Origin of the sequence: Vibrio sp. B4-6 (genome assembly GCF_963888245.1) — a bacterium.
Taxonomy (GTDB): domain Bacteria; phylum Pseudomonadota; class Gammaproteobacteria; order Enterobacterales; family Vibrionaceae; genus Vibrio; species Vibrio anguillarum.
The window spans coordinates 143,872-168,666 of record NZ_CAWPIM010000011.1 but is presented as its reverse complement, the minus strand read 5'-3'; the positions used below and the strand labels follow the sequence as shown (position 1 = coordinate 168,666).

General features: G+C 44.4%; 19 protein-coding genes. 7 read left to right on the top strand and 12 right to left on the bottom strand.

Going from position 1 to position 24,795, the window contains the following annotated elements; translation table 11 throughout:
• Nucleotides 1–278: 278 nt before the first annotated feature.
• The 5 genes from AACV20_RS03655 (at nt 279) to AACV20_RS03635 (ending at nt 6,457) form a co-directional block, all read left to right on the top strand.
• Nucleotides 279–1,589, top strand: coding sequence for an MATE family efflux transporter (locus AACV20_RS03655; protein ID WP_017050437.1), 1,311 nt, complete (start codon nt 279–281; stop codon nt 1,587–1,589).
• 114 nt (nt 1,590–1,703) lie between these two features.
• Nucleotides 1,704–2,852, top strand: coding sequence for a chromate efflux transporter (gene chrA / locus AACV20_RS03650; protein WP_170906902.1), 1,149 nt, complete (start codon nt 1,704–1,706; stop codon nt 2,850–2,852).
• A gap of 224 nt (nt 2,853–3,076) precedes the next feature.
• On the top strand, nt 3,077–4,225 hold the full coding sequence (locus AACV20_RS03645; RefSeq protein WP_017046553.1) for an HD domain-containing phosphohydrolase: 1,149 nt from the start codon (nt 3,077–3,079) through the stop codon (nt 4,223–4,225).
• A 176-nt stretch (nt 4,226–4,401) separates the two neighbouring features.
• A complete protein-coding gene (locus tag AACV20_RS03640) occupies nt 4,402–6,090 on the top strand; it encodes an AMP-binding protein (protein ID WP_170906901.1) in 1,689 nt (562 codons plus the stop codon).
• A gap of 154 nt (nt 6,091–6,244) precedes the next feature.
• Nucleotides 6,245–6,457 carry a VF530 family protein gene (locus AACV20_RS03635; RefSeq protein ID WP_013856133.1) on the top strand — a complete coding sequence of 71 codons (213 nt, stop codon included), beginning with the start codon at nt 6,245–6,247 and terminating at the stop codon, nt 6,455–6,457.
• A gap of 168 nt (nt 6,458–6,625) precedes the next feature.
• Here AACV20_RS03635 and fusA read toward each other — a convergent pair whose 3' ends face one another.
• Together fusA and radA are read right to left on the bottom strand one after the other, a co-directional pair.
• Entirely contained in the window at nt 6,626–8,719 is a 2,094-nt protein-coding gene (gene fusA / locus AACV20_RS03630; protein ID WP_017043055.1) for an elongation factor G, read from the bottom strand.
• 162 nt (nt 8,720–8,881) lie between these two features.
• Nucleotides 8,882–10,261 (bottom strand): DNA repair protein RadA, encoded by a 1,380-nt coding sequence (radA, locus tag AACV20_RS03625; protein ID WP_013856131.1) that lies wholly within the window; start codon nt 10,259–10,261, stop codon nt 8,882–8,884.
• 191 nt (nt 10,262–10,452) lie between these two features.
• On the opposite strand from radA, the gene AACV20_RS03620 reads away from it, so the two are divergent.
• Nucleotides 10,453–12,798 (top strand): PilZ domain-containing protein, encoded by a 2,346-nt coding sequence (locus tag AACV20_RS03620; protein ID WP_170906900.1) that lies wholly within the window; start codon nt 10,453–10,455, stop codon nt 12,796–12,798.
• An 86-nt stretch (nt 12,799–12,884) separates the two neighbouring features.
• On the opposite strand, the gene serB is transcribed toward AACV20_RS03620, so the two are convergent.
• Entirely contained in the window at nt 12,885–13,865 is a 981-nt protein-coding gene (gene serB, locus AACV20_RS03615; RefSeq protein WP_170889442.1) for a phosphoserine phosphatase, read from the bottom strand.
• A gap of 186 nt (nt 13,866–14,051) precedes the next feature.
• On the opposite strand from serB, the gene AACV20_RS03610 reads away from it, so the two are divergent.
• Complete coding sequence (locus AACV20_RS03610) at nt 14,052–14,669, top strand: YtjB family periplasmic protein (protein WP_026027378.1); 618 nt, start codon at nt 14,052–14,054, stop codon at nt 14,667–14,669.
• A gap of 59 nt (nt 14,670–14,728) precedes the next feature.
• On the opposite strand, the gene deoD is transcribed toward AACV20_RS03610, so the two are convergent.
• The 9 genes from deoD to AACV20_RS03565 form a co-directional block, all read right to left on the bottom strand.
• Nucleotides 14,729–15,448: a purine-nucleoside phosphorylase gene (gene deoD, locus AACV20_RS03605; RefSeq protein WP_013856127.1), complete on the bottom strand. Its 720-nt coding sequence runs from the start codon at nt 15,446–15,448 to the stop codon at nt 14,729–14,731.
• A gap of 79 nt (nt 15,449–15,527) precedes the next feature.
• On the bottom strand, nt 15,528–16,751 hold the full coding sequence (locus AACV20_RS03600; RefSeq protein ID WP_026027379.1) for a phosphopentomutase: 1,224 nt from the start codon (nt 16,749–16,751) through the stop codon (nt 15,528–15,530).
• Between the two features lie 21 nt (nt 16,752–16,772).
• The gene (gene deoA / locus AACV20_RS03595; RefSeq protein ID WP_170906899.1) at nt 16,773–18,134 is read right to left on the bottom strand and encodes a thymidine phosphorylase; all 1,362 of its coding nucleotides are present in this window, start codon (nt 18,132–18,134) and stop codon (nt 16,773–16,775) included.
• A 95-nt stretch (nt 18,135–18,229) separates the two neighbouring features.
• A complete protein-coding gene (deoC, locus tag AACV20_RS03590) occupies nt 18,230–19,006 on the bottom strand; it encodes a deoxyribose-phosphate aldolase (protein ID WP_094147773.1) in 777 nt (258 codons plus the stop codon).
• A gap of 646 nt (nt 19,007–19,652) precedes the next feature.
• On the bottom strand, nt 19,653–20,912 hold the full coding sequence (locus tag AACV20_RS03585) for a NupC/NupG family nucleoside CNT transporter (RefSeq protein WP_017046545.1): 1,260 nt from the start codon (nt 20,910–20,912) through the stop codon (nt 19,653–19,655).
• Between the two features lie 208 nt (nt 20,913–21,120).
• The gene (locus tag AACV20_RS03580; RefSeq protein WP_170906898.1) at nt 21,121–21,909 is read right to left on the bottom strand and encodes a TatD family hydrolase; all 789 of its coding nucleotides are present in this window, start codon (nt 21,907–21,909) and stop codon (nt 21,121–21,123) included.
• A complete protein-coding gene (locus AACV20_RS03575) occupies nt 21,896–22,033 on the bottom strand; it encodes a hypothetical protein (protein WP_170906897.1) in 138 nt (45 codons plus the stop codon). Before AACV20_RS03575 ends, AACV20_RS03580 begins: the two co-directional genes overlap by 14 nt.
• A 16-nt stretch (nt 22,034–22,049) precedes the next feature.
• Complete coding sequence (yaaA, locus tag AACV20_RS03570; protein WP_047691605.1) at nt 22,050–22,823, bottom strand: peroxide stress protein YaaA; 774 nt, start codon at nt 22,821–22,823, stop codon at nt 22,050–22,052.
• 109 nt (nt 22,824–22,932) lie between these two features.
• A complete protein-coding gene (locus AACV20_RS03565) occupies nt 22,933–24,357 on the bottom strand; it encodes an alanine/glycine:cation symporter family protein (RefSeq protein WP_013856119.1) in 1,425 nt (474 codons plus the stop codon).
• Nucleotides 24,358–24,795: the final 438 nt, after the last annotated feature.

The following is a 24,795-nucleotide window of genomic DNA, read 5'->3' as shown; positions in this document are numbered from 1 at the left end:
ATACCGATAGAGGTTGATTCTCGCTCTTGAAAAAGTCTAACAGCCTTACTCGCTTTCAATCTGTGATCAAAACACCACAATGTAAACGTTTCCACGAAAACTCTAAAACAATTCCCTTCACTTAACTGATTTTATTTAAATTACGTATACAATACGCACAGGTAGGCTCTAGTGAGATATTTTGCAGCCCACCACCTTGCACCATCATCTTCTCTAGTTCGACTTACCTTGCTGAGTTTTAGCCCATGACCCAAAGCCGTGTAGAACTGAATAACCGAATGAATATCGTCACTTTGACTTGGCCGATCTTTATTGAGATTTTATTACGGACGGCGATTAACACCAGTGATGTGTTTATGCTGAGTAGTTATTCAGACAAGGCTGTATCAGCGGTTGGGGTTATCACTCAAATCAATTTTTTCTTGCTGATTGTCTCAATGATGGTCAGCAGTGGTACTGGGATCCTAATTGGGCAATACAATGGCTCTGGCCGCCAAAGTGAATCGGCACATGTTGGGGTGGCCAGTTTACTGCTTGGATTAATCATTGGCTCATCGCTCAGTTTAGCCGCTTATTTGAGCGCTAATTCAGTCATGAATGCCTACGGCCTAGAAGCGCAGGTTGCACAATATGGCTATGAATATCTGGTTATCAGTGGCAGCTTTACAGTAAACGTTACCATCGGCATTGTACTGGCGACGATTTTGCGCAGTAACGGCTACTCCAAAGCGCCGATGTTCATTAATTTATTTGCCGGATTATTGAATATAATCGGTAACTATATTGCTATTTTTCAACCCTTTGGACTGCCCGTCTACGGTGTACAAGGGGTTGCGATATCAACAGTGTTCAGCCAAATTGTCAGCACTATTTTGCTGTACTACACCGTTAAGTACTACCACATATCACTACCGGTGAAAGAGTGGAAAATCATCCCGAAGCCGCTATACCAGAAGATCATCAAGATCGGCATGATGAATGCGGGAGAGATTCTTTCCTATAACATGATGCAACTGACGGTGATTTTTTTCGTTGTAAAAATGGGTACGGCTTCACTGGCCGCGTTTACTTATGCGCAAAATATTGCCCGTCTCGCCTTTGCATTCTCAGTGGCTCTTGGGCAAGCCGGGCAAATTCAAACTAGCTACTACATTGGTAAAGGTTGGGTGGATGAGATTCTGACTAAAGTTCAACAATATTTTGTGGTTGGCTTTCTCGTCTCCAGCACATTGACGATCTCAATTTATCTACTGCGCGCTGACATCATCGCCCTCTTCACTTCTGATCCTGAGATAACGGCCTTGGTCGCAGGGTTAATTGCTGGCTCCATTGCAATGGAAGCCGGGCGCACGTTTAACCTAATTTTTATTGCCGCACTCAAAGGCGCAGGAGACATTCGCTTTCCAGTGCAGATGGGCATATTAAGCATGTGGACTTTTGGCGCAGGTTTAACTTACTTATTTGGCCTACATTGGGGATGGGGAGTTATGGGTGCATGGGTGGCCATTTCGGTGGATGAATGGTTTAGAGGCATCATCATGTTTAGGCGTTGGCGATCTAAGGCTTGGACTAAGTTTAAACTCAGTTAACCCATGCCTGTCTGTTTATCGTTTTTCTGCGGTTTACAAATGGTTAAGGATTAAATTTGAATCTGCTCAAACATCCTTTTAAAGTAGCGAAACAACGTCTCTTTAAGAGTGCTTATGCACATGTTTACTATTTTCAAAACTTTTTTTCTGCTTGGGTGGATAAGCTTTGGTGGGCCAGCCGCTCACATTGGTTATTTCCGCAATACATTCGTTGAAAAATTAAAATGGATTGAAGATAAAGAATACGCACAGATCGTTGCCTTAAGCCAGTTTTTGCCAGGGCCAGGTTCAAGCCAAGTTGGGTTTGCACTAGGATACCATCGTGGTGGCTTATTGGGTGGATGCGCCGCTTTTGCTGGTTTTACACTCCCTTCGGTTTTGATCATGGTTGCCCTTGCCATCGCCAGCAGCCAATTACTACAAACCCCCTTATTTCAAAACGTGATTCACGGCTTAAAACTGCTAGCCGTTGTGGTTGTCGCGGATGCCACATGGGGAATGTATAAAAACTTCTGTAAGAATCGCTTAACCGTTGGGTTGTGTGTGGCCACCGCTGTGATGCTGATTGTTACACCCAGTATTGGAACGCAAATCGGAGTTCTCATTGGGGCAGCGCTGATCGGAGTGAAATGGCTCCCTAGTCAAGATTTAGCCACTGAACGTTCATTTGTCCCCGCTTTCGTCCCTTTCGCTCTCTTTATTGGCTTACTGGTCGGTTTACCTTTTGCCGCCCACTTGATGCCTGAAATCGCTCTATTTAACCACTTTTATCAAGCGGGTAGCTTAGTGTTTGGCGGTGGGCATGTCGTACTTCCATTGCTGCAAAATTTGGTTGGCGACGCGCTTGACCCGGATCTGTTTTTAACAGGATATGCCGCAGCACAAGCGGTTCCTGGTCCAATGTTTACCTTCGCCACTTACATTGGTTACGCTCTACTACCACAAGCGCCAATCTTAGGCGCAACGCTGGCGACCATTGCCGTCTTTTTGCCGGGTTTTTTGTTACTGCTCGGCGTGCTTAAAAATTGGCAAGCCTTAGCAAACTATCGATCAGTATCAGGAGCAATCAACGGTGTTAACGCCGCCGTCGTTGGTTTGCTGCTCTCAGCCTTATATCACCCTGTATTTACAAGCTCGGTCAGCAATCATCTAGATATGGCGATCGTTCTGATCGGTTTTTACCTACTAAAACAGCTCAAACTGCCTATTGTCTGGCTGGTTATATTCTTTATGCTCAGTGGTATTGCACTTGGATTAAACTGAAATTGGCCATACGCCTTGTGACTAAAAATGGCGTCAAATAGCCGTATTTATCTAGTGACCCAGCGTCATCCAACGGCTTTCCAGTACCACCTCATATTGCTTGGTTATATAACCCATTTTTTAGTTAAATTTCACGCACGCATCGCTTATCTGTTCTAAACTTATCAATTAGAAGAGCCTCTCCATTTCAACCTTGGAGACCCTGTAGCGCAGAGGAACACGCGATGGATACGCATAGCAAAGGTTGTGAGCACGCCTATTTTCCACATGTTGGTCCACTCAATAAGCAACTGGCTAACATACACCAACGAATGCAAGTCAAAGTCCCAGAGATTGACCGTATCTCTTTTGCGCTATACGACCATCACCATGATAATTTGAAAACCTACGCCGACAGCACCTTTCACGGGGGCGAGCTTATACATTACGAGTTTCCACTTGCTGAGCTTCCAGTCCTTAAGCAATGCGCACAAAACGGCCAGAGTCGTAGCGTTGAAAATATCCCAATCCAATTGAAGCCAGACTATCCTCATACTCGCTGGCTAATTGAGCAAGGTTATTGTTCATCACTGGCGATTCCGACTTACCACCAGCAAGCATTTATTGGCTTTATTTTCCTCAACTCGTGTCAAAGCCATTTGTTTACCGAACAGGTAAAGCAGAATGTAGAACCTTTTATTGAGATGATTCGCTTTGCAGTTTGCTCTGAATACGATTTAGTCCACACTATTTTAGAGACTGTAAATTTGACTCAAGCGCGCTCCCCAGAGCATCAACTGGAATCGAAAGAGCATAAAGAACGTATTAGCTGTTATGCCAAAGTCATCGCTACTGAGGTTGCTGACATTTATCAACTGGATGATGAAACCATTGATAACATCATCCAGTTTTCGCGCTATCACGACATAGGCAAACTTGCCCTACCGACAAGCTTATTACTTAACCCAAATACATTAGATAAACCAGAGCGCGCTCAACTGTATAGCCACATAGAAAAAGGGATTGAAATCATTAATCAAATTATTGATGACATAGGTACACCTGATCACCCTTGCATATCCATATTAAAAGAGATCGTCGCTTATCATCATGAGTTTTTGGATGGCAGTGGCTATCCTTACGGCCTAATGCAAGACAATATCCCGATATCGGCACGCATTATTGCTGTTGCCAACGTCTTTGATGCCTTAACAAGCCATCGTCCATACAAACAAGCTTGGTCTGTTCCTTTTGCCCTTCTCGAACTGGAAAAAATGGTCGTGAGCGGCAAGCTTGATAAACACTGTGTCAATGCCCTTCGCTATCATCAAGATTACTTAAAACATGTGATTGATATTCACCCAGAAATCGACCCGAAGGATAGATTCAACTGAACAGAAATAAACGTCACTCTGAGTTAATAGTGTCAAAATAAGAAAGTGAATCCAGCGCGCAACTTTAACGTTTAGTAACTACAATCTTCTTTTACCTAACCATTCCACCATGCTAAAGTTAACAAAACATTAACATAAGAATAATAATATTTTTGCCAATAACATGGAGTTAGAGAATGATTCAGCCTAACGAGTTAAGCAAAGCAACTTGTGCTCTCCCACCACCGAATGAAATGATCTTGAAATGGGCAGCGGAACGCCCCAACCAAGTTTATTTAAGACAAATTATTAACCGAAAATTTGTTGAATACACCTATGCTGAAGTCGCCGATAAAGCACTCAGGCTCGCCTCGGCGCTACAAGCGCTAGGGGCAAAACCCCAAGATAAAATTGCACTCATTTCCAAAAACTGCGCTGAATGGTTTGTGTGTGATCTCGCAATGATGCTCGGCGACTTTGTCAGTGTTCCCATTTTTCCAACAGCTGGCGCCGATACCATCGAATACTGCCTCACCCATAGCGAAACAAAAATAGTCATTGTGGGTAAACTCGATAACGGCCAAGCCACCCAACAAGTATTGAGCCATTTGCCAGATATCATCAGTATTGCGCTACCCTATGATTCTGCTCCCACTTGCGATCACCTGTTTACAAAATTGATTGAGCACTATCCGCCAAGCACAGAACGCCCTGTACATCATGACAATAAGTTGATGTCTTTAGTGTATACATCGGGTACGTCGGGCTTGCCGAAAGGGGCTATGCTGACCTACGGTGCATTTAGCTGGTCAGCTCAGCAGCTTATAAACCACATTGGCATTCAAGAAAACGACCGTTTATTTTCCTACCTCCCTTTGGCTCATATTACTGAACGTGTTTATATTTTTGGCTCTTCCATCATGGGTGGGGTACAAACGGCTTTCCCTGAATCATTAGACACCTTTATTGAAGATGTCAAAATGCAGCGCCCGACACTCTTTATCTCAGTACCAAGGTTATGGACTCTATTTCAGCAACGCATTCAAGACAAATTACCGCAGAAAAAGCTCAATTTTCTGCTAAAGATCCCTTTTGTAAGCACGCTGATTAAGAAGAAACTTGCTGATGGCTTAGGGCTTGATCAAGCACGTGTGCTTGGTTGTGGCTCGGCTCCTGTATCACCGGCGTTATTAGAGTGGTATCACCAAATTGGGCTGAACATTACCGAAGCTTGGGGCATGACAGAATCTTTTGCTTATAGCACCCTGAACTACCCGTTTAGAGCCGACAAATTGGGGTCGGTTGGACGAGCTGGCCCAGGAATCGAACTTAAAATCGCTAATAATGATCATGAGATTATGGTGCGTAGCCAAGGACTATTTTCTGGCTATTATAAAAATGACATCGCAACTCAAGAGTCATTTGATAAAGAAGGATGGCTACATACTGGCGATATCGGTTTTATTGATGCTGAAGGTTATCTCACCATTCAAGGGCGCAAAAAGGACACCTTTAAAACAGCCAAAGGCAAGTTTGTGGCTCCCGTACCTATCGAAAATAAACTGTTCGAATACACTCGAGTCGAGATGATGTGTCTGATTGGCTTAGGGCTTCCCGCCCCTATTTTGCTGGTTGTTCCACATAATTTCCCTCATTTTGATCGCGTTCGTTATGAGCGTACTACTCAAAAAGTCATTAAGCGGATGAATGAGGAATTGGAGTCGCATGAGCAAATCAAAGGCGTGCTAATGATAAAGGAGCCATGGTCAATCGAAAATGGTGTCCTCACTCCTACCTTAAAAATCAAGCGGCATGTATTAGAACAGAAATATCATGAAATGGGGCACAATTGGCCAAAAGGACAACTGGTTGTTTGGGAAGAGTAATCCATTCTAATTGAGCAGGTTGGACTTAGCCTCTAACCTGCCAATACACCAAGTTTTCACACTAACAACCTCCTATATTGCCTAATATTTTGTCCTAATTTAACTCCTGTGCCTGCTATACTTAGCTTAAATAACGCTATTGAATAATTGGATCATGACACAAGATAATAACCCGCTGCATGGGGTCACTTTAGAAAAACTACTCACGGATCTCGTTGAATACTATGGCTGGGAAGAGCTCAGCTACATGGTCAATATTAACTGTTTTAAAAAGGATCCGAGTATTAAATCAAGCTTGAAATTTTTACGTAAAACTGAATGGGCACGTATTAAGGTTGAAGAAATCTATATCAACCTTAAGGGCTAACTAAACGATATGAATTGAGTGGTATAAACTACCTTCTCCCAGCAGTTTCCACTGTTATCGGTTCTGCTTTTATCGGTTTTTATGCCCTTTTCTATTTCGTTGTTACATAAAAAAGCCCCACCAATTTTCACTGGTGGGGCTTTTTACGTTCAGCTTAGCTTTTAAGAATTACTTCTTATCTGCTTCTTTACGTGCTTTAACGTCAGCAATAACTTGCTCTGCAACGTTTGCAGGACATGCAGCGTAGTGTGAGAACTCCATAGAGAACTGACCACGACCAGATGTCATTGTACGTAGGTGACCGATATAACCAAACATTTCAGATAGAGGAACGTTCGCTTTAATACGTACACCTGTTACGCCAGCTTCTTGATCTTTAATCATGCCACGACGACGGTTAAGGTCACCGATAACATCACCAACGTGATCTTCTGGAGTAAACACGTCAACGTGCATAATTGGCTCTAGAAGTTGAGCGCCAGCTTTAGGCATAGATTGACGGAATGCACCTTTCGCTGCGATTTCAAATGCGATTGCAGATGAGTCAACTGCGTGGAAGCCACCGTCGAACAGTTCAACTTCAACGTCTAGTACAGGGAACCCAGCAAGAACACCTTGGTCCATCATAGACTTAAAGCCTTTCTCTACCGCAGGCCAGAATTCTTTAGGTACGTTACCACCAACAACTACTGATTTGAACGTGAAACCTGAATTTGGCTCACCTGGTTTGATACGGTAGTCGATCTTACCGAACTGACCAGAACCACCAGACTGTTTCTTATGCGTATAGCTGTCTTCAATTGCTTTAGTGATAGTTTCACGGTAAGCAACTTGAGGAGCACCAACGATAAGATCAATGCCGTGTGTACGCTTAAGGATATCAACTTTGATATCTAGGTGAAGTTCACCCATACCTTTTAGGATGGTTTCGCCAGTTTCTTCATCAGACTCAACTTGGAATGATGGATCTTCTGAAACCATTTTACCTAGCGCAATACCTAACTTCTCAGAACCGCCTTTGTCTTTAGGAGCAACAGCGATAGAGATTACAGGCGTTGGGAAAATCATTGGCTCAAGAGTACATTCGTGTTTAGGATCACATAGAGTGTGACCAGTTTTCACGTTTTTCATACCAACGATAGCGATGATATCACCCGCTTGAGCGGAATCAAGTTCGTTACGATCGTTCGCGTGCATCTCAACCATACGGCCAATACGCTCAGTCTTACCAGTAGCACTGTTAAGAATGGTGTCACCTTTCTTCAGTTTACCAGAATAAATACGGATAAACGTTAGGGCACCAAAACGGTCATCCATGATCTTGAATGCAAGTGCGCGGAATGGTTCGTCAACAGAAACTGTTGCAACTTTACCAGTAGGCTCACCTGTTTCAGGATCAGTCAGATCTTGAGGTACAACTTCAGCTGGAGCTGGAAGATAATCAACAACGGCATCTAGTAGAAGTTGCATGCCTTTGTTTTTGAATGCTGAACCACAGAATGTAGGGAAGAACGCTAATTCACGAGTACCCTTACGGATACAAGCTTTTAGTTGCTCAATAGTTGGCTCTTCGCCTTCCATATAAGCCATCATTAGCTCGTCGTCTTGCTCTACTGCAGTTTCGATTAGCATTTCACGGTATTCTTCAACTTGCTCTACCATGTCTGCTGGAATTTCTTTGATTTCGTAGTTTTCTGGCTGACCTGAATCATCCCAAACGTAAGCTTGACGGTTTAATACGTCAACAACGCCAACGAATTCGTCTTCACGACCAATTGGAAGAGTCATAACAAGTGGGTTTGCGCCAAGAACTTTCTTCACTTGTCCTACAACGCGGAAGAAGTCTGCACCCATACGGTCTAGTTTGTTTACGAAGATCAGACGAGCTACTTCTGAATCGTTCGCGTAACGCCAGTTAGTTTCTGACTGAGGTTCAACACCGCCAGAACCACAGAATACACCAACACCGCCATCAAGAACTTTCAGAGAACGATAAACTTCAACTGTGAAGTCAACGTGCCCAGGAGTATCGATAACGTTAAAACGGTGATCTTTCCAGAAACAAGTCGTCGCTGCTGATTGAATTGTGATACCGCGTTCAGCTTCTTGATCCATGAAATCCATGGTAGAAGCGCCATCGTGTACTTCACCTGTACGGTGGATTTTACCAGTAAGCTTAAGAATACGCTCAGTGGTAGTGGTTTTACCGGCATCAACGTGCGCGAAAATACCAATGTTTCTGTATTTTGATAAATCTGCCATTGTCTTACTCTGTTAATAAGGTATAAAGTGCGCGCAGAGTATATCACAATCTGTCAAGACTGATACCCTTGCATACGCTTGCTTGAAAAAAAATATAGTACGGTTACGAACTGTCGGTGAAATATAGGTCATAACCGTAAAAGAGGCGAGTTTAATTAAGATTTATAACTCATCAAATGCTTCAATTGCTTCAGATAATTTCTTCACACCGTGCAATTGCATGCCCGGTATTCCACCTTTAGGCATATTCGCCATCGGAATAATTGCTTTCTTAAAACCATGTTTAAATGCTTCATTTAATCGCTCTTGACCACTAGGTACTGGGCGAATTTCTCCGGCCAAACCGACTTCGCCAAACACGACAACATCTTTAGCAAGTGGTTTATCTCTGAAGCTTGAAAGCAGTGCCATGAGAAGTGCTAAGTCGGCGCTTGTTTCCGTCACTTTAACGCCACCAACCACATTAACAAACACATCTTGATCGGACATTTGTAAGCCACCGTGCTTGTGAAGCACAGCCAATAATAAAGATAAGCGATTTTGCTCAAGCCCAACGGCGACTCGCCTTGGGTTTGCTAATTGTGAATAGTCAACCAGTGCTTGGATCTCTACTAGCAGTGGACGCGTTCCTTCCCATACAACCATCACCGAACTGCCCGAAGTATCTTCTTCGCCTCGTGAAAGGAAAATGGCAGAAGGATTACTCACTTCACGCAAGCCCTGTCCCGTCATGGCAAAAACGCCGAGTTCATTGACCGCACCAAATCGGTTCTTGTGACTGCGCAATGTACGAAAACGACTATCAGTCCCTCCGTCGAGCAATACCGAGCAGTCAATAATATGCTCTAGCACTTTTGGACCAGCCAAAGAACCGTCTTTAGTAACGTGTCCGACTAAAAATACGGCAACGTTATTTTGCTTAGCGTAGCGTGTGAGCGTTGTCGCAGACTCGCGCACTTGTGCCACCGTACCGGGAGAGGATTGGACGTCGGCCACATGCATCACTTGAATTGAGTCTATGACCATGATGCGGGGCTGCTCTTTTTCAGCGATTTGGCAAATGCGATCTACATTGGTTTCCGACAGCATTTTAAGCTTATCTTTAGGTAAACCAAGACGAGAGGCTCGCATCGCGACTTGCTGAAGCGATTCTTCACCCGTGACATACAAAGCAGGCATTGACGCCGCGAGCTGACACATGGTTTGCAGCAATAAAGTCGATTTCCCAGCGCCAGGGTTACCACCGATTAAAATCGCCGCGCCGGGTACGACACCACCACCCAATACACGGTCCAACTCTTTAAAGCCGCTAGAAAACCGTGGGACTTCCTGCAGATTAATATCCGACAGTACTTGGACTTGTGATTCCGTTACCGCCCCAGCGTAACCACCTAGTCGCTCATTACGTGCAACCTGCGGCGATGCTGCCAAGCGTACTTCGGTGATAGTATTCCATGCACCACAAGCACTACATTGACCTTGCCAACGCGGAAAATCTGCGCCGCAATCATTACATACATAGGCGCGTTTTGCTTTTGCCATGCTTCCTCAACAATTCCTGTTTCTTGTTGGTAACCTATACTTTTCAAGCTTAAAGATTAAACTGTTAAGTAATCATGAAGTGATATAGGTTGATTTACGTTTAAATAAAGGTTGAACCTTCGCAACAGATAACTAAAGATTATGATAACGATGCCGATTAATCTTTAAGACGGACACTCTAACAGAAAAGTATGCAGCAATCTGAAATTCTATCAATCGCAGAGCGTTTGATCCCAGCTTACCGTTCATCTGATTTTGAACATCTTCTTTCTCAAATGACAGAAGATGAATCCCCGTCAGCGAAATTACTGGTCAAAATGGAGCTCAATCGCATCATGGCTCCTTGTGTTAAAAGCATAGACTTGCGAGGTCGGGTACAAGGGGAATGCCGCGAATATGAATTAGATGGCCGCAAACATTGGTTCGACGATGTGGCCTTTAACGCCTATCACAAAGGGGTCAAAAAATTTGGTGCGTATACGGAAGGTGTATGGGAAGCATTAAACAATACGCCAAACAACTTCCGCGTGATGCAACAACGTGGTGCCCAAAACCCACAAAAAGACGGTGGTGGCAGTACGTTTTTTGAGGCTGAGCCAATTAAGCTTGGTTATGATCTCAAGCGTCAAGAAAATCGCTTAAAAGTCACCTCACAAGTTGAAATTCACCTACCTAGTAAACAGTTGGTCAATGGCCTCAGTGTTGATCTATCCGTTTCGGGTGCAAAATTTAAAGTTCCCGCCGCTTTTAACTACAAGCTTGGTGAGGTGATCCAAGTCTATTTTTCCGAACTCAACAAAACGTCAGAAGTGGTTGGACTGCACCACGCCATTGAATATCGTATTTTAGGTATTGATGAGTCTTACGATAACGATGCCGTGAAATTTCTGCGTACACTAAAACTTTCCGACACTAACATCATCGAAAAAGTGATTACTGAATCGCTGCAAAATAACACTCAAAAAGCGCGCCACGATAACCAAGATAAACTCATCCGAGCTCGAACCCGTGGTTACGAGCACACCTATTTAAAACACACCTGTAACTTACCAGTGTTTTTTAGTGGCAGTGAATTGAAGTTGGTGCTGCTGACTGAAAATAACCAACCGATCTGGCAATACTGGCACGACGAGCGTAATCAACAAGCACTCGGTTCGTTATTCAATAAAGAGCGGATGGAACAGTTAACCAAGCCGGGGATGCGGGGTAGCAATAATGTGCTTTATGCTTTTAAGCATGAACATCAGGAAAAAACGCTCTTTTTTTCAATGATGATGCCCGAGGCCAACCGTGAACAAAGAAAAATGTTTTGGCATGTTGGCGCTCGTCGACAAAGTTGGAAAGCGTTTCGCTTATTTGTCTTTGAACTCTCGGATGAAGAGCGTCAAGAACTTGCGGTTCATGCCCATGAATTGTCAGATCGCTCAAGCCACTTAACGCACTGTGGCGTTTTACAAGAAATTGGCGATGAGGATTCGGCAAAAGATTACCTATTGACTGACAAACCCAATTTACCCAATAGCGAACTCAATAAATTTCGTCATCCAAGGCAGATCATTGGCCAACCTACAGGCATTTATTTTGATGCTCGCTCGCGTAGAAAAGAGCCTCGTTACCAATTCAAGACACCGCTAACCATCACCTCAGACTCTGGAGTAAATGCAACAGGCCACACGATTGATTTATCCAAACGTGGTTTAAGTATTATTGTGGATACACCACTACCCGTGAAAGCAGGCGATAACGTCACCATCAATTACCACGAATTACAGCTTTACGACAAAAAGCTGCCACTGCATAGCCTTCCCTATAATGTCATTCGTATTGGGCCCGAAGGTCGGCGTCTACAATTGGTGATAGAAGAAAATATACATACCATCAAAACAATCGCTTTTTTCAATAGCATTATTGAAAACAATCAAGATAAGTTGTTACAGAAAGAAGAAGTGCTACCAAGTCATAACTTGCTGGAAGGGTTGCACAACATTTTGCTTGATAAGATGATAAGTTCGCCAATTTTCGTTGATAAACACGGTGCAAATTTACGCCCTAAAGTGATTGGCGTGAATTATCCCTTGCCGCCTCATCTGGTGTTACTGGCTAAATTAGGCCAAGAAAATCGCATCACGTTAGAGCCAATATTCAAAGGTCACACCAATACGCTACTGGCTAAACCGATGCGGCGCATTGAAGGAGCGATACCGCAATATCACGACGTTTATATTGCGGCAATCAAATTTGGCACGCGTATTCAATCAATCCAATCGAAATTATTAAGTGATTTTGAAAACACTAAAGAGCGTATTGATTTCATTCAAAAAGCGCAGCACATGGGTGAAATTTACATCTTGAGGATTTGCAGTGCACCCGTCTTTGACCCAATCACTACGCTGCTGCGCAGTGATCTCAATGAGTTGGCACAAATTAGTCTTCATCACGCTCGTACGCTAGAAAAAGAGATCACCTCAATCATTGGTTATGGAGAGGTGATCGATATTACAGAAGAAGTATTGATCCGCTTAGAGCTGACCTTGTAAAAGCGACTGACTTTTGTAAAAGAGAGTGTGGGTAAAAGAGAGAGTGGGCATCGCTCACTCTCTTATCTCTTGCTGTTGAGCTTTACTTAAGGCTTCACTTTCCAACTGAGTTTTTGCTGCTTCACCAATGAGGCAGAGAGAATACAGAGCACGCCACCAAGGCCTGCAAAACGGACCGCCGCTTGTGCTTTTTCTTCAACTTTAGGTTTAGCATGATAAGCAACCCCTAACCCCGCAGCAGCCATCATAACTAAATCATTCGCCCCATCGCCAACCGCGACAGTATTGTGCAATTCAATCTCATAACGTTGTGCTAACTCAACCAAAATATCGGCTTTGGTTTGTGCCGAAACGACATCACCTAGCACTTGACCAGTAAGCTTGCCATCAACAATTTCCAACGTATTGGATTGCGCATGATCAAGTTGCAGTTCGCTTTTTAAATAATCTGAAAAATAGGTAAAGCCACCGGATGCAATCGCCGTTTTCCACCCCAATGCATGCAGTGTCGCCACCAGTTCACGTAAATCGGGCATCATGGGTAATGTAGAGCGAACCGCTTCAAGAATCGACTCATCGGCACCAGCAAGCTTTCCAACCCGCTGACGCAAGCTTTGCTCAAAATCCAATTCACCTTGCATCGCTCGCTCAGTGACTTCAGCTACCTCCTCTCCGACACCCGCTAACTTAGCTATCTCATCAATGCATTCAATTTGAATCACCGTGGAGTCCATATCCATCACAATCAAACCCGGTTTAGAAAGGTCTGGTACTTCACACAAACGGGCATAATCAATTTCGAGCCCTTGTAAAATTTTCTCGTGCTCTGTCGTCAGCTCACCTGACATCAGCGCCACTTCATAATGCCCCACTTTCCACATATCGAGGACAGCGTTGTAGTAACCGGTAAAAAAGTCAATATCATCAAAGTGTTGAGTGGAGAGATAAGGTGCAAAAACAATCCAACTTGCTTTTGCTTTGTCAAATTGTGAAGAGAAACGAGTTTCAGGCAAGCGGTTGAGCAGCGTTGTGTGCCTTTTGATCGGCAATGTTTTGAGGGCATCCATGTTTATCATTCCTTAATCAATCCTTTCCTTCAGCCTGCTTAAACGCACCACAAGCAAAATGGGATCAACTCGATTCAATGCTCGAGTATCAATAAATGGGTGTATGCCCCTGACGTTACCCTATTGCAATTTAAAAACGCAAGTCTCAATATGAGTAAAGTTTTTATTTATCCAATCAGGTGGGTTATGGACGGCTCTTTATTTTCATTTCGCGTCGCAATTCGTGTGCTTACCGTCATTTTATTAGCAGGCATGTTCTTCTTTACCGTAAAAAACAGCGTTGTGATCAGTAAAGGTAACGAACGAATTCAGGCCAACCAACTAGAAACATTAACTAAGGTTTTGATTTCACAGGCATCATTATCTGCGGGCAGCATGATATCAGAGCAAGATCAAGAGCGCCTGCTAGCCCTTACCAACCAGTTAGCTCAAGACAAACTGGTGTTTGATGCCACCATTTATGATTCCGAAGGGGTCAAATTAGCCGCCAGCGATAACGCGTTAAGCGTACGCGAAGTATTAGGATTGGATACACCACTGCGCACGGCCAGCATTGGCCGTCAGCAACTGGTTGAGCCTGTCTATCATGAAAGCAGTATCATTGGTTTTATCCGCATTACTTTTGAAACTGGCCGCGTCACCGCAATTTCAGATCACCACTATCGTAAAAGTGATCGCTACATGTATCTCATGCTGCTAACCAGCTTTGTCAGCGGTGTATTGCTCACACTGCTACTGCTGCGCCGAAAGCCAAAGAGTGGTGGAGAGAACCTGCTGCTACAGAATGTGGATGATATGACCTAGCAGGCTTTGTAAATAAAAAAACCTCAGTTGCGACACTGAGGTTTTTTTATAAAAGAAGATTATTGAGCGTCGCCAATCAATACTGAATCTAACGCAATTTCAATCATTTCATTGAAAGTGTTTTGACGCTCTTCTGACGTCGTTTGCTCGCCAGTTTTGATGTGATCAGAGACAGTGCAAATCGTCAGTGCTTTTGCGCCATATTCCGCCGCTACGCCGTAGATTCCCGCCGCTTCCATTTCTACACCAACAATGCCGTATTTATCCATCACATCGAACATCTCTGGATCTGGCGTGTAGAAAAGCTCTGCAGAGAACAAGTTACCCACTTTCACGTTAATACCACGCGCCGTAGCCGCCTCTTCTGCGGCTTTAACCATTTTGTAATCGGCAATCGCAGCAAAGTCGTGGTCTTTAAAACGGATGCGGTTAACTTTGGAATCGGTACAAGCCCCCATACCAATAACAACATCACGCACTTTGATATCGTCGCTGACCGCACCACAGCTTCCGACACGGATCACTTTTTTCACGCCAAAATCTTTGATAAGTTCCGTCACGTAAATTGAGCATGAAGGGATCCCCATGCCATGGCCCATTACCGAAATTTTACGACCTTTGTATGTACCTGTATAACCAAACATGTTACGGACATCACACACTTGAACCACATCATCAAGGAAAGTTTCTGCGATGTATTTTGCGCGAAGTGGGTCACCCGGCATTAAAACGACGTCTGCAAATGCACCCATTTCAGCATTAATATGTGGAGTTGCCATTAAAAGTATCCTTTATCTAAATTGACCAAAGAATAGAGAGTGATCTCTCTATTCATCCTCAAAAAATGAATCGCTACGCTTACTGTAAGAAATTGGTGCCGTAATCCATCGCAGACGTACCGAAATAGTGCGCCAGTGACTGACCAATATCAGCAAACGTCTCACGGCGGCCCAATGAACCGGGGGCCACTTTATGCCCATAAATCAAGACTGGAATGTGCTCGCGCGTATGATCCGTACCCGGCCAAGTTGGATCGCAACCATGGTCCGCTGTAAGAATAAGTACATCGTCCTCTTCCATTAACTCAAGCACTTGTGGTAGACGCTTGTCAAAGTACTCCAGTGCCGCAGCGTAGCCCGCTACATCACGGCGATGACCATAAGCAGAATCAAAATCAACGAAGTTAGTGAAGACGATGGTGTTATCTTTCGCTTGTTTGATTTGTTCTAGTGTTGCATCAAATAAAGCCGGGATGCCTGTCGCTTTGACTTTATGAGTGATGCCGCAGTAGGCGTAAATATCAGCAATTTTACCAATAGAAACCACGTTACCTTGCTTCTCATCAACCAATTTTTGCAGCACGGTCGCCGCTGGCGGCTCAACGGATAAATCGCGACGGTTGCCAGTACGAGCAAATTCTCCCGCTTTCGGGCCAATGAACGGGCGCGCAATCACGCGGCCAATGTTGTAATCCGCCAATTCTTCACGTGCGATCTGGCAAAGTTCTAACAAACGATCAAGACCAAACGTCTCTTCGTGACAAGCTATTTGGAACACTGAGTCAGCTGAGGTATAGAAAATCGGTTTACCCGTTTTCATGTGCTCTTCACCCAAATCATCTAAAACCTGAGTGCCTGATGCATGGCAGTTACCAAGAAAACCATCCAAACCTGCGCGTTCAATAATGCGATCTGTCAGCTCTTTCGGGAAACTATTTTGCTTATCGCTGAAATAACCCCATTCAAACAGCACAGGAACACCAGCAATTTCCCAGTGACCCGAAGGAGTATCTTTACCTGATGAAAGCTCAGCGGCGTGGCCGTACGCACCGATAATATCAGCGTTGGCATCAAGCCCCGGAGCAAAACGCCCCGTTGACTCTTTATGCGCCATGGCAAGCCCCAGTTTCGATAAGTTTGGCAGCGTCAATGGTCCCTGGCGATCCGCATTATTCGCTTCGCCTTTAGCACATTGGTCTGCGATGTGGCCCAAAGTGTCAGCGCCAACATCACCAAATTGTGGTGCATCAGCGGTTTCGCCGATACCAAATGAATCTAATACTAAAATAAATGCTCTTTTCATTGCTCTCTCCAACCGATATTTTTATACGTCTTCTGCGCGAATTTGGCCGTAGACATCGGGTGTTGGTGTGTATTCTCCGCCAATTTGAATGGCGCTTTGTAATGCTTTGGCCGCTTGTTGCCATTGCGCTTCATTACGCGCATGGATCACCGCCAACGGCTTGCTGCTATCGGCAACTTCACCTAGGCGAATAAATTGGTCAAACCCAACCGCGTAATCAATAGTGTCAGTTGCGACGCGGCGTCCACCGCCCATCTCCACCACGGCCATGCCAATCGCGCGAGTATCCATTGCCGATACGGCGCCACTTTCTAGAGCGTAAACGGGCTTAACCAGCTCGGTTTTTTCAAGATAGTGATCGTAGTTTTCAACAAAATCAGCGGGGCCGCCTAACCCTTTGACCATTTTGCCAAAGCATTCAGCCGCTTTTCCGTTATTAAGAACGGACATCAGTTTCGCACGAGCATCATTGCTGTCTTTTGCTAAATTGCCTAACAACAACATCTCAACGCAAGAGGCCAAGGTAATTTCCAGTAAGCGAGGGTTGCGATATTCACCAGTTAAAAAGCGTACCGCTTCACGCACTTCAAGGGCATTACCTGCCGAAGAGGCCAGCACTTGGTTCATATCCGTCAAAATAGCCGTGGTTTTCGTACCGGCGCCGTTAGCCACTGCGACGATAGATTTAGCCAACTCTTCAGAAGCTTCGTAAGTCGGCATAAATGCGCCAGAACCGACTTTGACATCCATCACCAAGGAATCTAACCCAGCGGCTAATTTTTTAGAAAGAATCGAGGCGGTGATGAGTGAAATATTGTCGACCGTTGCGGTAATGTCACGTGTGGCGTATACGCGTTTATCCGCTGGCGCGAGCTCACCTGTTTGGCCGATGATAGCAACGCCCGCTTCTTTGGTTACTTGACCAAATACGTCATTACTTGGCGTGGTGTTATAACCGGGAATCGACTCCAATTTATCCAGCGTGCCGCCCGTATGACCAAGGCCACGCCCTGAAATCATAGGAACAAAACCGCCGCAGGCTGCAACCATGGGGCCAAGCATCAACGAAGTGACATCGCCTACGCCGCCAGTTGAGTGTTTATCAACGATAGGACCACCGAAGTTCATCGCATCCCAGTTGATCACCATTCCAGAATCACGCATGGCGCACGTCAGTGCAATGCGCTCTGGCATAGTCATTTCATTGAAGAAAATCGTCATGGCAAAGGCCGCAATTTGGCCTTCGGAGACGGTATTATTCGCCACACCTTGAATAAAAAAGTTAATTTCTTCGGTGGTGAGGATCTCGCCGTCACGCTTTTTGCGAATAATTTCTTGAGGTAAAAAAGGTTGAGTTGAATACATTAGTTGCCTCCCAAGCATGATGCTTTGGTCAGTAAGGTAAAGAGGTAATCGGGAGCTGATGGCTCAGCTCCACGAGTCAGACTTATTATTATCAGTCCTACTTCAGCGCATAATTAATACGCAGCTGGATCGGCTTTTTGGTCTGTTACTTCTAATGTATTCAAAAGATTGGTTAGCAGGCTTGAGGCCCCAAAACGGTAGTGCATGCTGTCGGCCCAATCTGCGCCAAGTAGCTCATCAGCCATCGCGAGATACAATGCAGCATCTTGCGCTGTGCGTACACCGCCCGCAGGTTTAAAACCTACAGTTTTGGCAACGCCCATATCGCGAATCACTTCTAGCATCATACGTGCGTATTCTGGTGTTGCATTCACAGGGACTTTCCCCGTTGAGGTTTTGATGAAATCAGCGCCCGCTTCAATACAGATTTGAGACGCTTTTTTGATTAATGCTTCTTCTTTTAGCTCACCAGTTTCGATGATCACTTTAAGCAGAATGTCACCACACGCGGCTTTACATTGCTTAACAAGATCAAAACCGACTTGCTCATTACCGGCGATTAATGCGCGGTAAGGGAACACAACGTCGACTTCATCAGCACCATACGCAACGGCGGCTTTAGTTTCCGCAATGGCAATCTCAATATCATCATTACCGTGTGGGAAGTTGGTAACGGTTGCGATACGAATCTCTGGCGTGCCTTGCTCGCGAAGTGTCTTCTTCGCAATAGGAATAAAGCGAGGGTAAATACAAATTGCAGCGGTATTACCTACAGCCGTTTTGGCATCATGACAAAGGGCAATCACTTTCGCATCCGTGTCATCATCGTTTAGCGTAGTCAAATCCATCAATTTCAGTGCACGTAGTGCGGCTGCTTTTAAATCGCTCATTTCTATCTCCGATCAATATATTCAAATAGTTCACTAGTAAACCACGCTCAGTGTTGAGAGCGAGATGGCTTGCTAGCCACAAATGAACGGACTTGGTTCCTTGAAGACTCGAAATGCACTTGCATTTCAATTGCTATCCCTGTCACCGCACAGTACCAATTTGGCCTATGGCACAACCATGATATGCCGCTTATTTGCACTCATCGCCGTGTCTAACGTATATCCGTGTGTAACTTATACCCGTATCTAATTTATATCAAAGCAACACGACATGATAAAACGGGCTGCCTTTGCGTCAAATCATACTCCATGTATTGATTGGCGCTAGCTGATATCTTCACTCTTCTATTGAAAATGAATCTCACTGATACAGTATAGATTTTCACTACAAAACTGTAGCGTCATTCATAGAGCAAACGGTTTGTATCTCAAAAAAGATCAGCGTCAACGATAATCTCGTTTACCGATAAACTCTGATCTATCCATTAAAAGCTAACTTATAAAAGAGAGCTTGAGGTGATAAACACTGACCACCCGACTAAAGAGTGAATCAAAGTATTCCTTTCGCCAAAACAAAAAAGCCCCGCAGCAATCTCTTGCTACGGGGCGATGTTAAACGGCGTCTATATCTCTTTCTCTTATTTAATTAGAAAGAAAGGAAGAAGCCAGCAATGGTTGCTGCCATTAAGTTAGACAGTGTACCAGCACAAACGGCTTTTACACCCATCTTCGCGATATCGTGACGACGGTTAGGAGCAAGACCACCTAAACCACCGAGTAGAATCGCAACAGAAGAAAGGTTGGCGAAGCCACACAGTGCAAATGAGATGATAGCTTGAGTTTTCTCAGACATCACCGCACCAGTAGCAGCAACGATCTGTGCGTTCTCACCCACGTAAGGTACGAAGTTTAGATAAGCAACAAATTCGTTTACAACCAGTTTTTGACCGATGAAAGAGCCCGCTAGCGTTGCTTCTTCCCATGGCACACCAATCAGGAATGCTAATGGAGAGAAAAGCCAACCAAGCAGTAGTTCTAGAGTCAGTTCAGGCATACCGAACCAACCACCCACACCACCAAGCATACCGTTAACTAAGGCGATTAGACCAACGAAGGCAAGTAGCATTGCACCTACGTTCAGCGCAAGTTGCAGACCAACAGAAGCACCACCAGCAGCAGCATCGATTACGTTGGCAGGTTTATCATTGCCATCCATATCGTTACCCAGCTCTTCATCTGGAGTATCGGTTTCTGGTTTGATGATTTTTGCAAACAGTAGACCACCCGGTGCTGCCATGAAAGAGGCTGCAACAAGGTACTCTAGCGGTACACCCATCGATGCGTAACCAGCAAGTACACCACCCGCAACTGAAGCCAAACCACCACACATTACTGCAAACAGCTCAGATTGAGTCATTTTAGGTACAAACGGACGAACCACGAGTGGCGCTTCTGTTTGACCTACGAAAATGTTGGCTGCAGCAGACATCGATTCTGCACGAGAGGTACCGAGTGCTTTTTGTAAACCACCACCTAGAATCTTAATTACCCATTGCATAACGCCAATGTAGTAAAGCACAGAGATAAGTGCCGAGAAGAAGATTAGAGTAGGTAGAACTTGGAAAGCAAAGATGAAGCCAATACCGTCAACTGAAAAGTTAACTAGGCTGCCGAATAGAAAACCAGTACCGTCTTTACCGAAGTCGATGACGTTTTGAACACCCGCAGAGAAACCTGCAAGGAGATCACGACCCCATGGTACGTAAAGAACGAAACCACCGATAATAAATTGGATAGCAAAAGCGCCACCCACTGTTCTTAGATTGATAGCTTTGCGGTTATCAGACAGTAGAACTGCAAGTCCTAGCAGAACTGCCATACCGACTAGGCTCATAAACAGGCTCATAGTTTATGATTTCCTTATTAGGTTATTGTTGGCGTGTTATAAAATGGAGCTCATGAAGCGGGGTGATTATACTCATCACCACTAAGATAAAGTAATGCCAGCCTCACACTTTCTTATAAGATTCACTGCCCATTCACTCATTTATGTGAGCACGTTCAATATTTACTGATACTAGAATCATTAAACCTACATTTCATTTCGAATTTATTCACACCAGAAAGAACAGAGAATGGCTGTTTTTCCACAAAACATCAGCAACCGTTTGCTCTGATTGGTTCTTCAGCAACGCAAGCGTTTGCAGGATAATCGGCAGTTTTTGTGGGTGATTCGCTTGCCCTTGAAAACCATTGAGTGGCATATCAGGAGCATCCGTTTCTAGCACTAAACTTTCGATGGGGAGTGCCGCAATAGTAAGACGGGTTTTGTTGGCTCTTGGATAGGTAATAACACCACCCACGCCAATCTTAAAACCCAGTTCAATAAACTGGTTTGCCTGTTGAACGCTGCCAGAAAAAGCATGCAGCACTCCACCTTGGTTAAATTGATGCTTTTTTAACAGTTGTATTAGGCGGTTGTGCGCTTTGCGGCTGTGTAATATCAATGGAAGTCTGGCTCGTTTCGCAAGCTCTAGTTGCATTTCAAACATTGTTTCTTGCAAAGCAGGAGCAATATCAGTCGCAAAATCTAAGCCACACTCCCCCAGAGCCACGCATTGAGCTGGTTTTTGAAGTAGCTTTTGCTCAAGCTCGTCGATATCCGCAGGGGAAGAGGTTGATAAAAAACAGGGATGGAAACCGAGAGCAAAATAGAGTTCAGGATAACCGTTAGCAAGCTCGGCCACTCGCTGCCAGTTACTTGGACCAACGGCGGGAATCACTATTTTCTCAACCCCCTGCTGGCGAGCTAAGTGTAAATGGTGTTCAAACTCACTCTCAAAGATAGAAAAATCGAGATGGCAATGCGTATCAAATAAACGCAGCTTCTTATTCTCGCTCACGTTCTTTACTCTGAACAGGATCTTGACGATAAGGAACACAGCTACGTTTTTTATCTGGTGTTAAACCCATGTTCTCACACCAGAGATCATAACGCGCAACCTGCTTTTTCAACCACTGCCACATAACCGCCTCTCTTACATCACTGCTCTTCGCGTTTAAAGACCAACTCAGTTGCTGATGACTCCTGTTCTACAAAATAGTAGCCAGCACTGTCAAACTGAGCCAATTGCTCTACAGAAGAGATTTGTTTATCGATAATGTAGCGCGCCATCATGCCACGAGCCTTCTTAGCATAGAAGCTAATGACTTTGTATTGCCCTTTCTTACAATCCTTAAATACCGGAGTAATGATGCTCCCCTTAAGCTTTTTCGGATTAACCGCTTTAAAATACTCGTTGGAAGCGAGATTAATCAACACATCATCGCCTTGCTCTTTCAGAGCTTGATTGAGTTTATCGGTAATGATATCTCCCCAAAACTGGTACAGGTTAGTCCCCCTCGGGTTATCCAATCTCGTGCCCATCTCCAAACGGTATGGTTGCATCAGATCCAGTGGTTTCAATACACCATACAAGCCAGAGAGCATTCTTAAATGCTGTTGGGCATATTCAAATCCGGCATCCGATAACGTTTCTGCTTCAAATCCTGTATAAACATCCCCTTTAAACGCCAAAATGGCGGGGCGTGCATTATCCAACGTGAAGGTTGGGCTCCACTGCGCAAAGCGAGCCACGTTGAGCCCAGCGATTTTATCGCTCACTTTCATCAACGCTGAGATGTCGGCAGGAGTCAATTGACGGCAAACATCGATCAACTGAGCTGAATGGTCAATAAGCTCCGGCTGAGTATATTTGCTTGTCACCAACGGGGATTCGTAATCTAACGTCTTGGCTGGGGAAACAACAATGAGCATAATTTTCCTTCCTTTCTATTCTTATTTTATGGCTCACAGAGTACAAAAAAAGCCATGCGGTGTCTGCATGGCTTTTTCAATCTATTTAATCGTCAGTAACGATAACAGGCTATTTGTTGTTGTACCAAATGCCATCTTCCAACTGAGATTTTAACTCAGGGTAATCATTAGCATCGAAGGTGGGAACCTTACCTGCTGCTAGCTGACGGTTATAATCTTTCGCAAGCTTAATCACAATGCCAGAGAGCAGAATGATCGCCACCAAGTTAACAATCGCCATTAACCCCATCGAGACATCCGCCATTGCCCATACGGTAGGCAAGGTCGCCAATGATCCAAACATCACCATGGCAAGGAAAACAATACGGAACAACGTTAACCCTTTCTTATTGTTGTGCTCTAAGAAAATCAGGTTCGTTTCGGCATAAGAGTAGTTGGCAATAATTGAAGTAAAGGCGAAGAAGAAAATCGCAAAAGCAACAAAAATCCCACCCCAACTGCCCACTTGTGAGCTTAATGCGCGCTGAGTCAGCTCGATACCGGTAATTTCACCGTGCGGTACATATTCACCCGACATCAAAATAATGGCGACGGTTGCTGAACAGATCACAATCGTATCAATAAAAACACCCAACATTTGCACGTAACCTTGAGAAGCAGGATGCGGCGGATAAGGCGTTGCAGAAGCCGCTGCATTAGGTGCTGAACCCATACCCGCTTCATTGGAAAACAGACCGCGTTTGATGCCGTTAATCATGGCTTGAGCAATCGCGTAACCTAAACCGCCTGCGGCCGCTTCTTGAAGGCCAAATGCACTTTTGAAAATAAGGCTTAATACGGCTGGTAGCTTTTCTATATTAGTGACCATGACAAACATCGCAATCGCTAAGTAAGCTAATGCCATGAAAGGTACAATCAACTCAGCGGTACGCGCAATTTTACGGATACCACCAAAAATGACGAAAGCCGAAATTGCAACGATGAAGATACCGACATACAGCGGATCAAATCCAAAAGCATTTTTCATAGCTCCTGCAATTGAATTAGCTTGAACGGCATTGAATACTAGGCCAAAAGCAATAATCAGGAAGATGGAAAACAGGACACCCATCCAACGCATACCAAGGCCTTTTTCCATATAGTACGCAGGGCCACCGCGGTAGTTACCATCTTTGTCACGGGTTTTGTATAGCTGAGCCAACGTACTTTCAGCAAATGAAGTCGCCATACCAAGCATAGCAATCAACCACATCCAGAAAATCGCGCCTGGACCACCCGCCGTTAAAGCAACGGCTACACCGGCCATGTTTCCCGTACCAACACGCGCAGCAAGGCTAGTACAAAGTGCTTGGAAAGAAGAAATACCGGCTTTATCTGCTTTGCGGCTGTTTTTCAACACACTAAACATGTGGCCGAAATGGCGAAATTGAATGAATCCTAGGCGAACGGTGAAGTACACACCAACACCGACTAAAAGATAAACAAGGATGGATCCCCAAAGTAAATCATTCATTAAATTGATTAAGTCTGTCACAAGAACCTCTCATAGAGTGATAGCGCTGACCTAAGCGAAAAGCTTCACGAAAAAATGCACATGCTGCGAGTCAACGTTCTAACCAGCATGTTTTTATCGATATTATGCAATGCATTTTATTCGTCCAAAAAGTGAGGAGTCTCAACTTTTGAAGGGGCAACGTATTTTTGACGGGCGGATAATGCAACCTGAAAGAACAAAAATCAATATGCAACAAGTTTAGTTAAAATGTTATTTTTCACTATAAAATCACCTTTGATTAACATTTAACAAACCAACACAGCAACATCCTAGCAACCAAAACAACCCAAACTGGAAACATTGAAAGATAAAAAACAACCATAAAAACCCAGTTGCACTCACTTAATCTCACCCCTTGAGAATAAAGGGCTAATCAGTTTCACCACTAAATCTTGCATAAATTTATGATAATTTTTT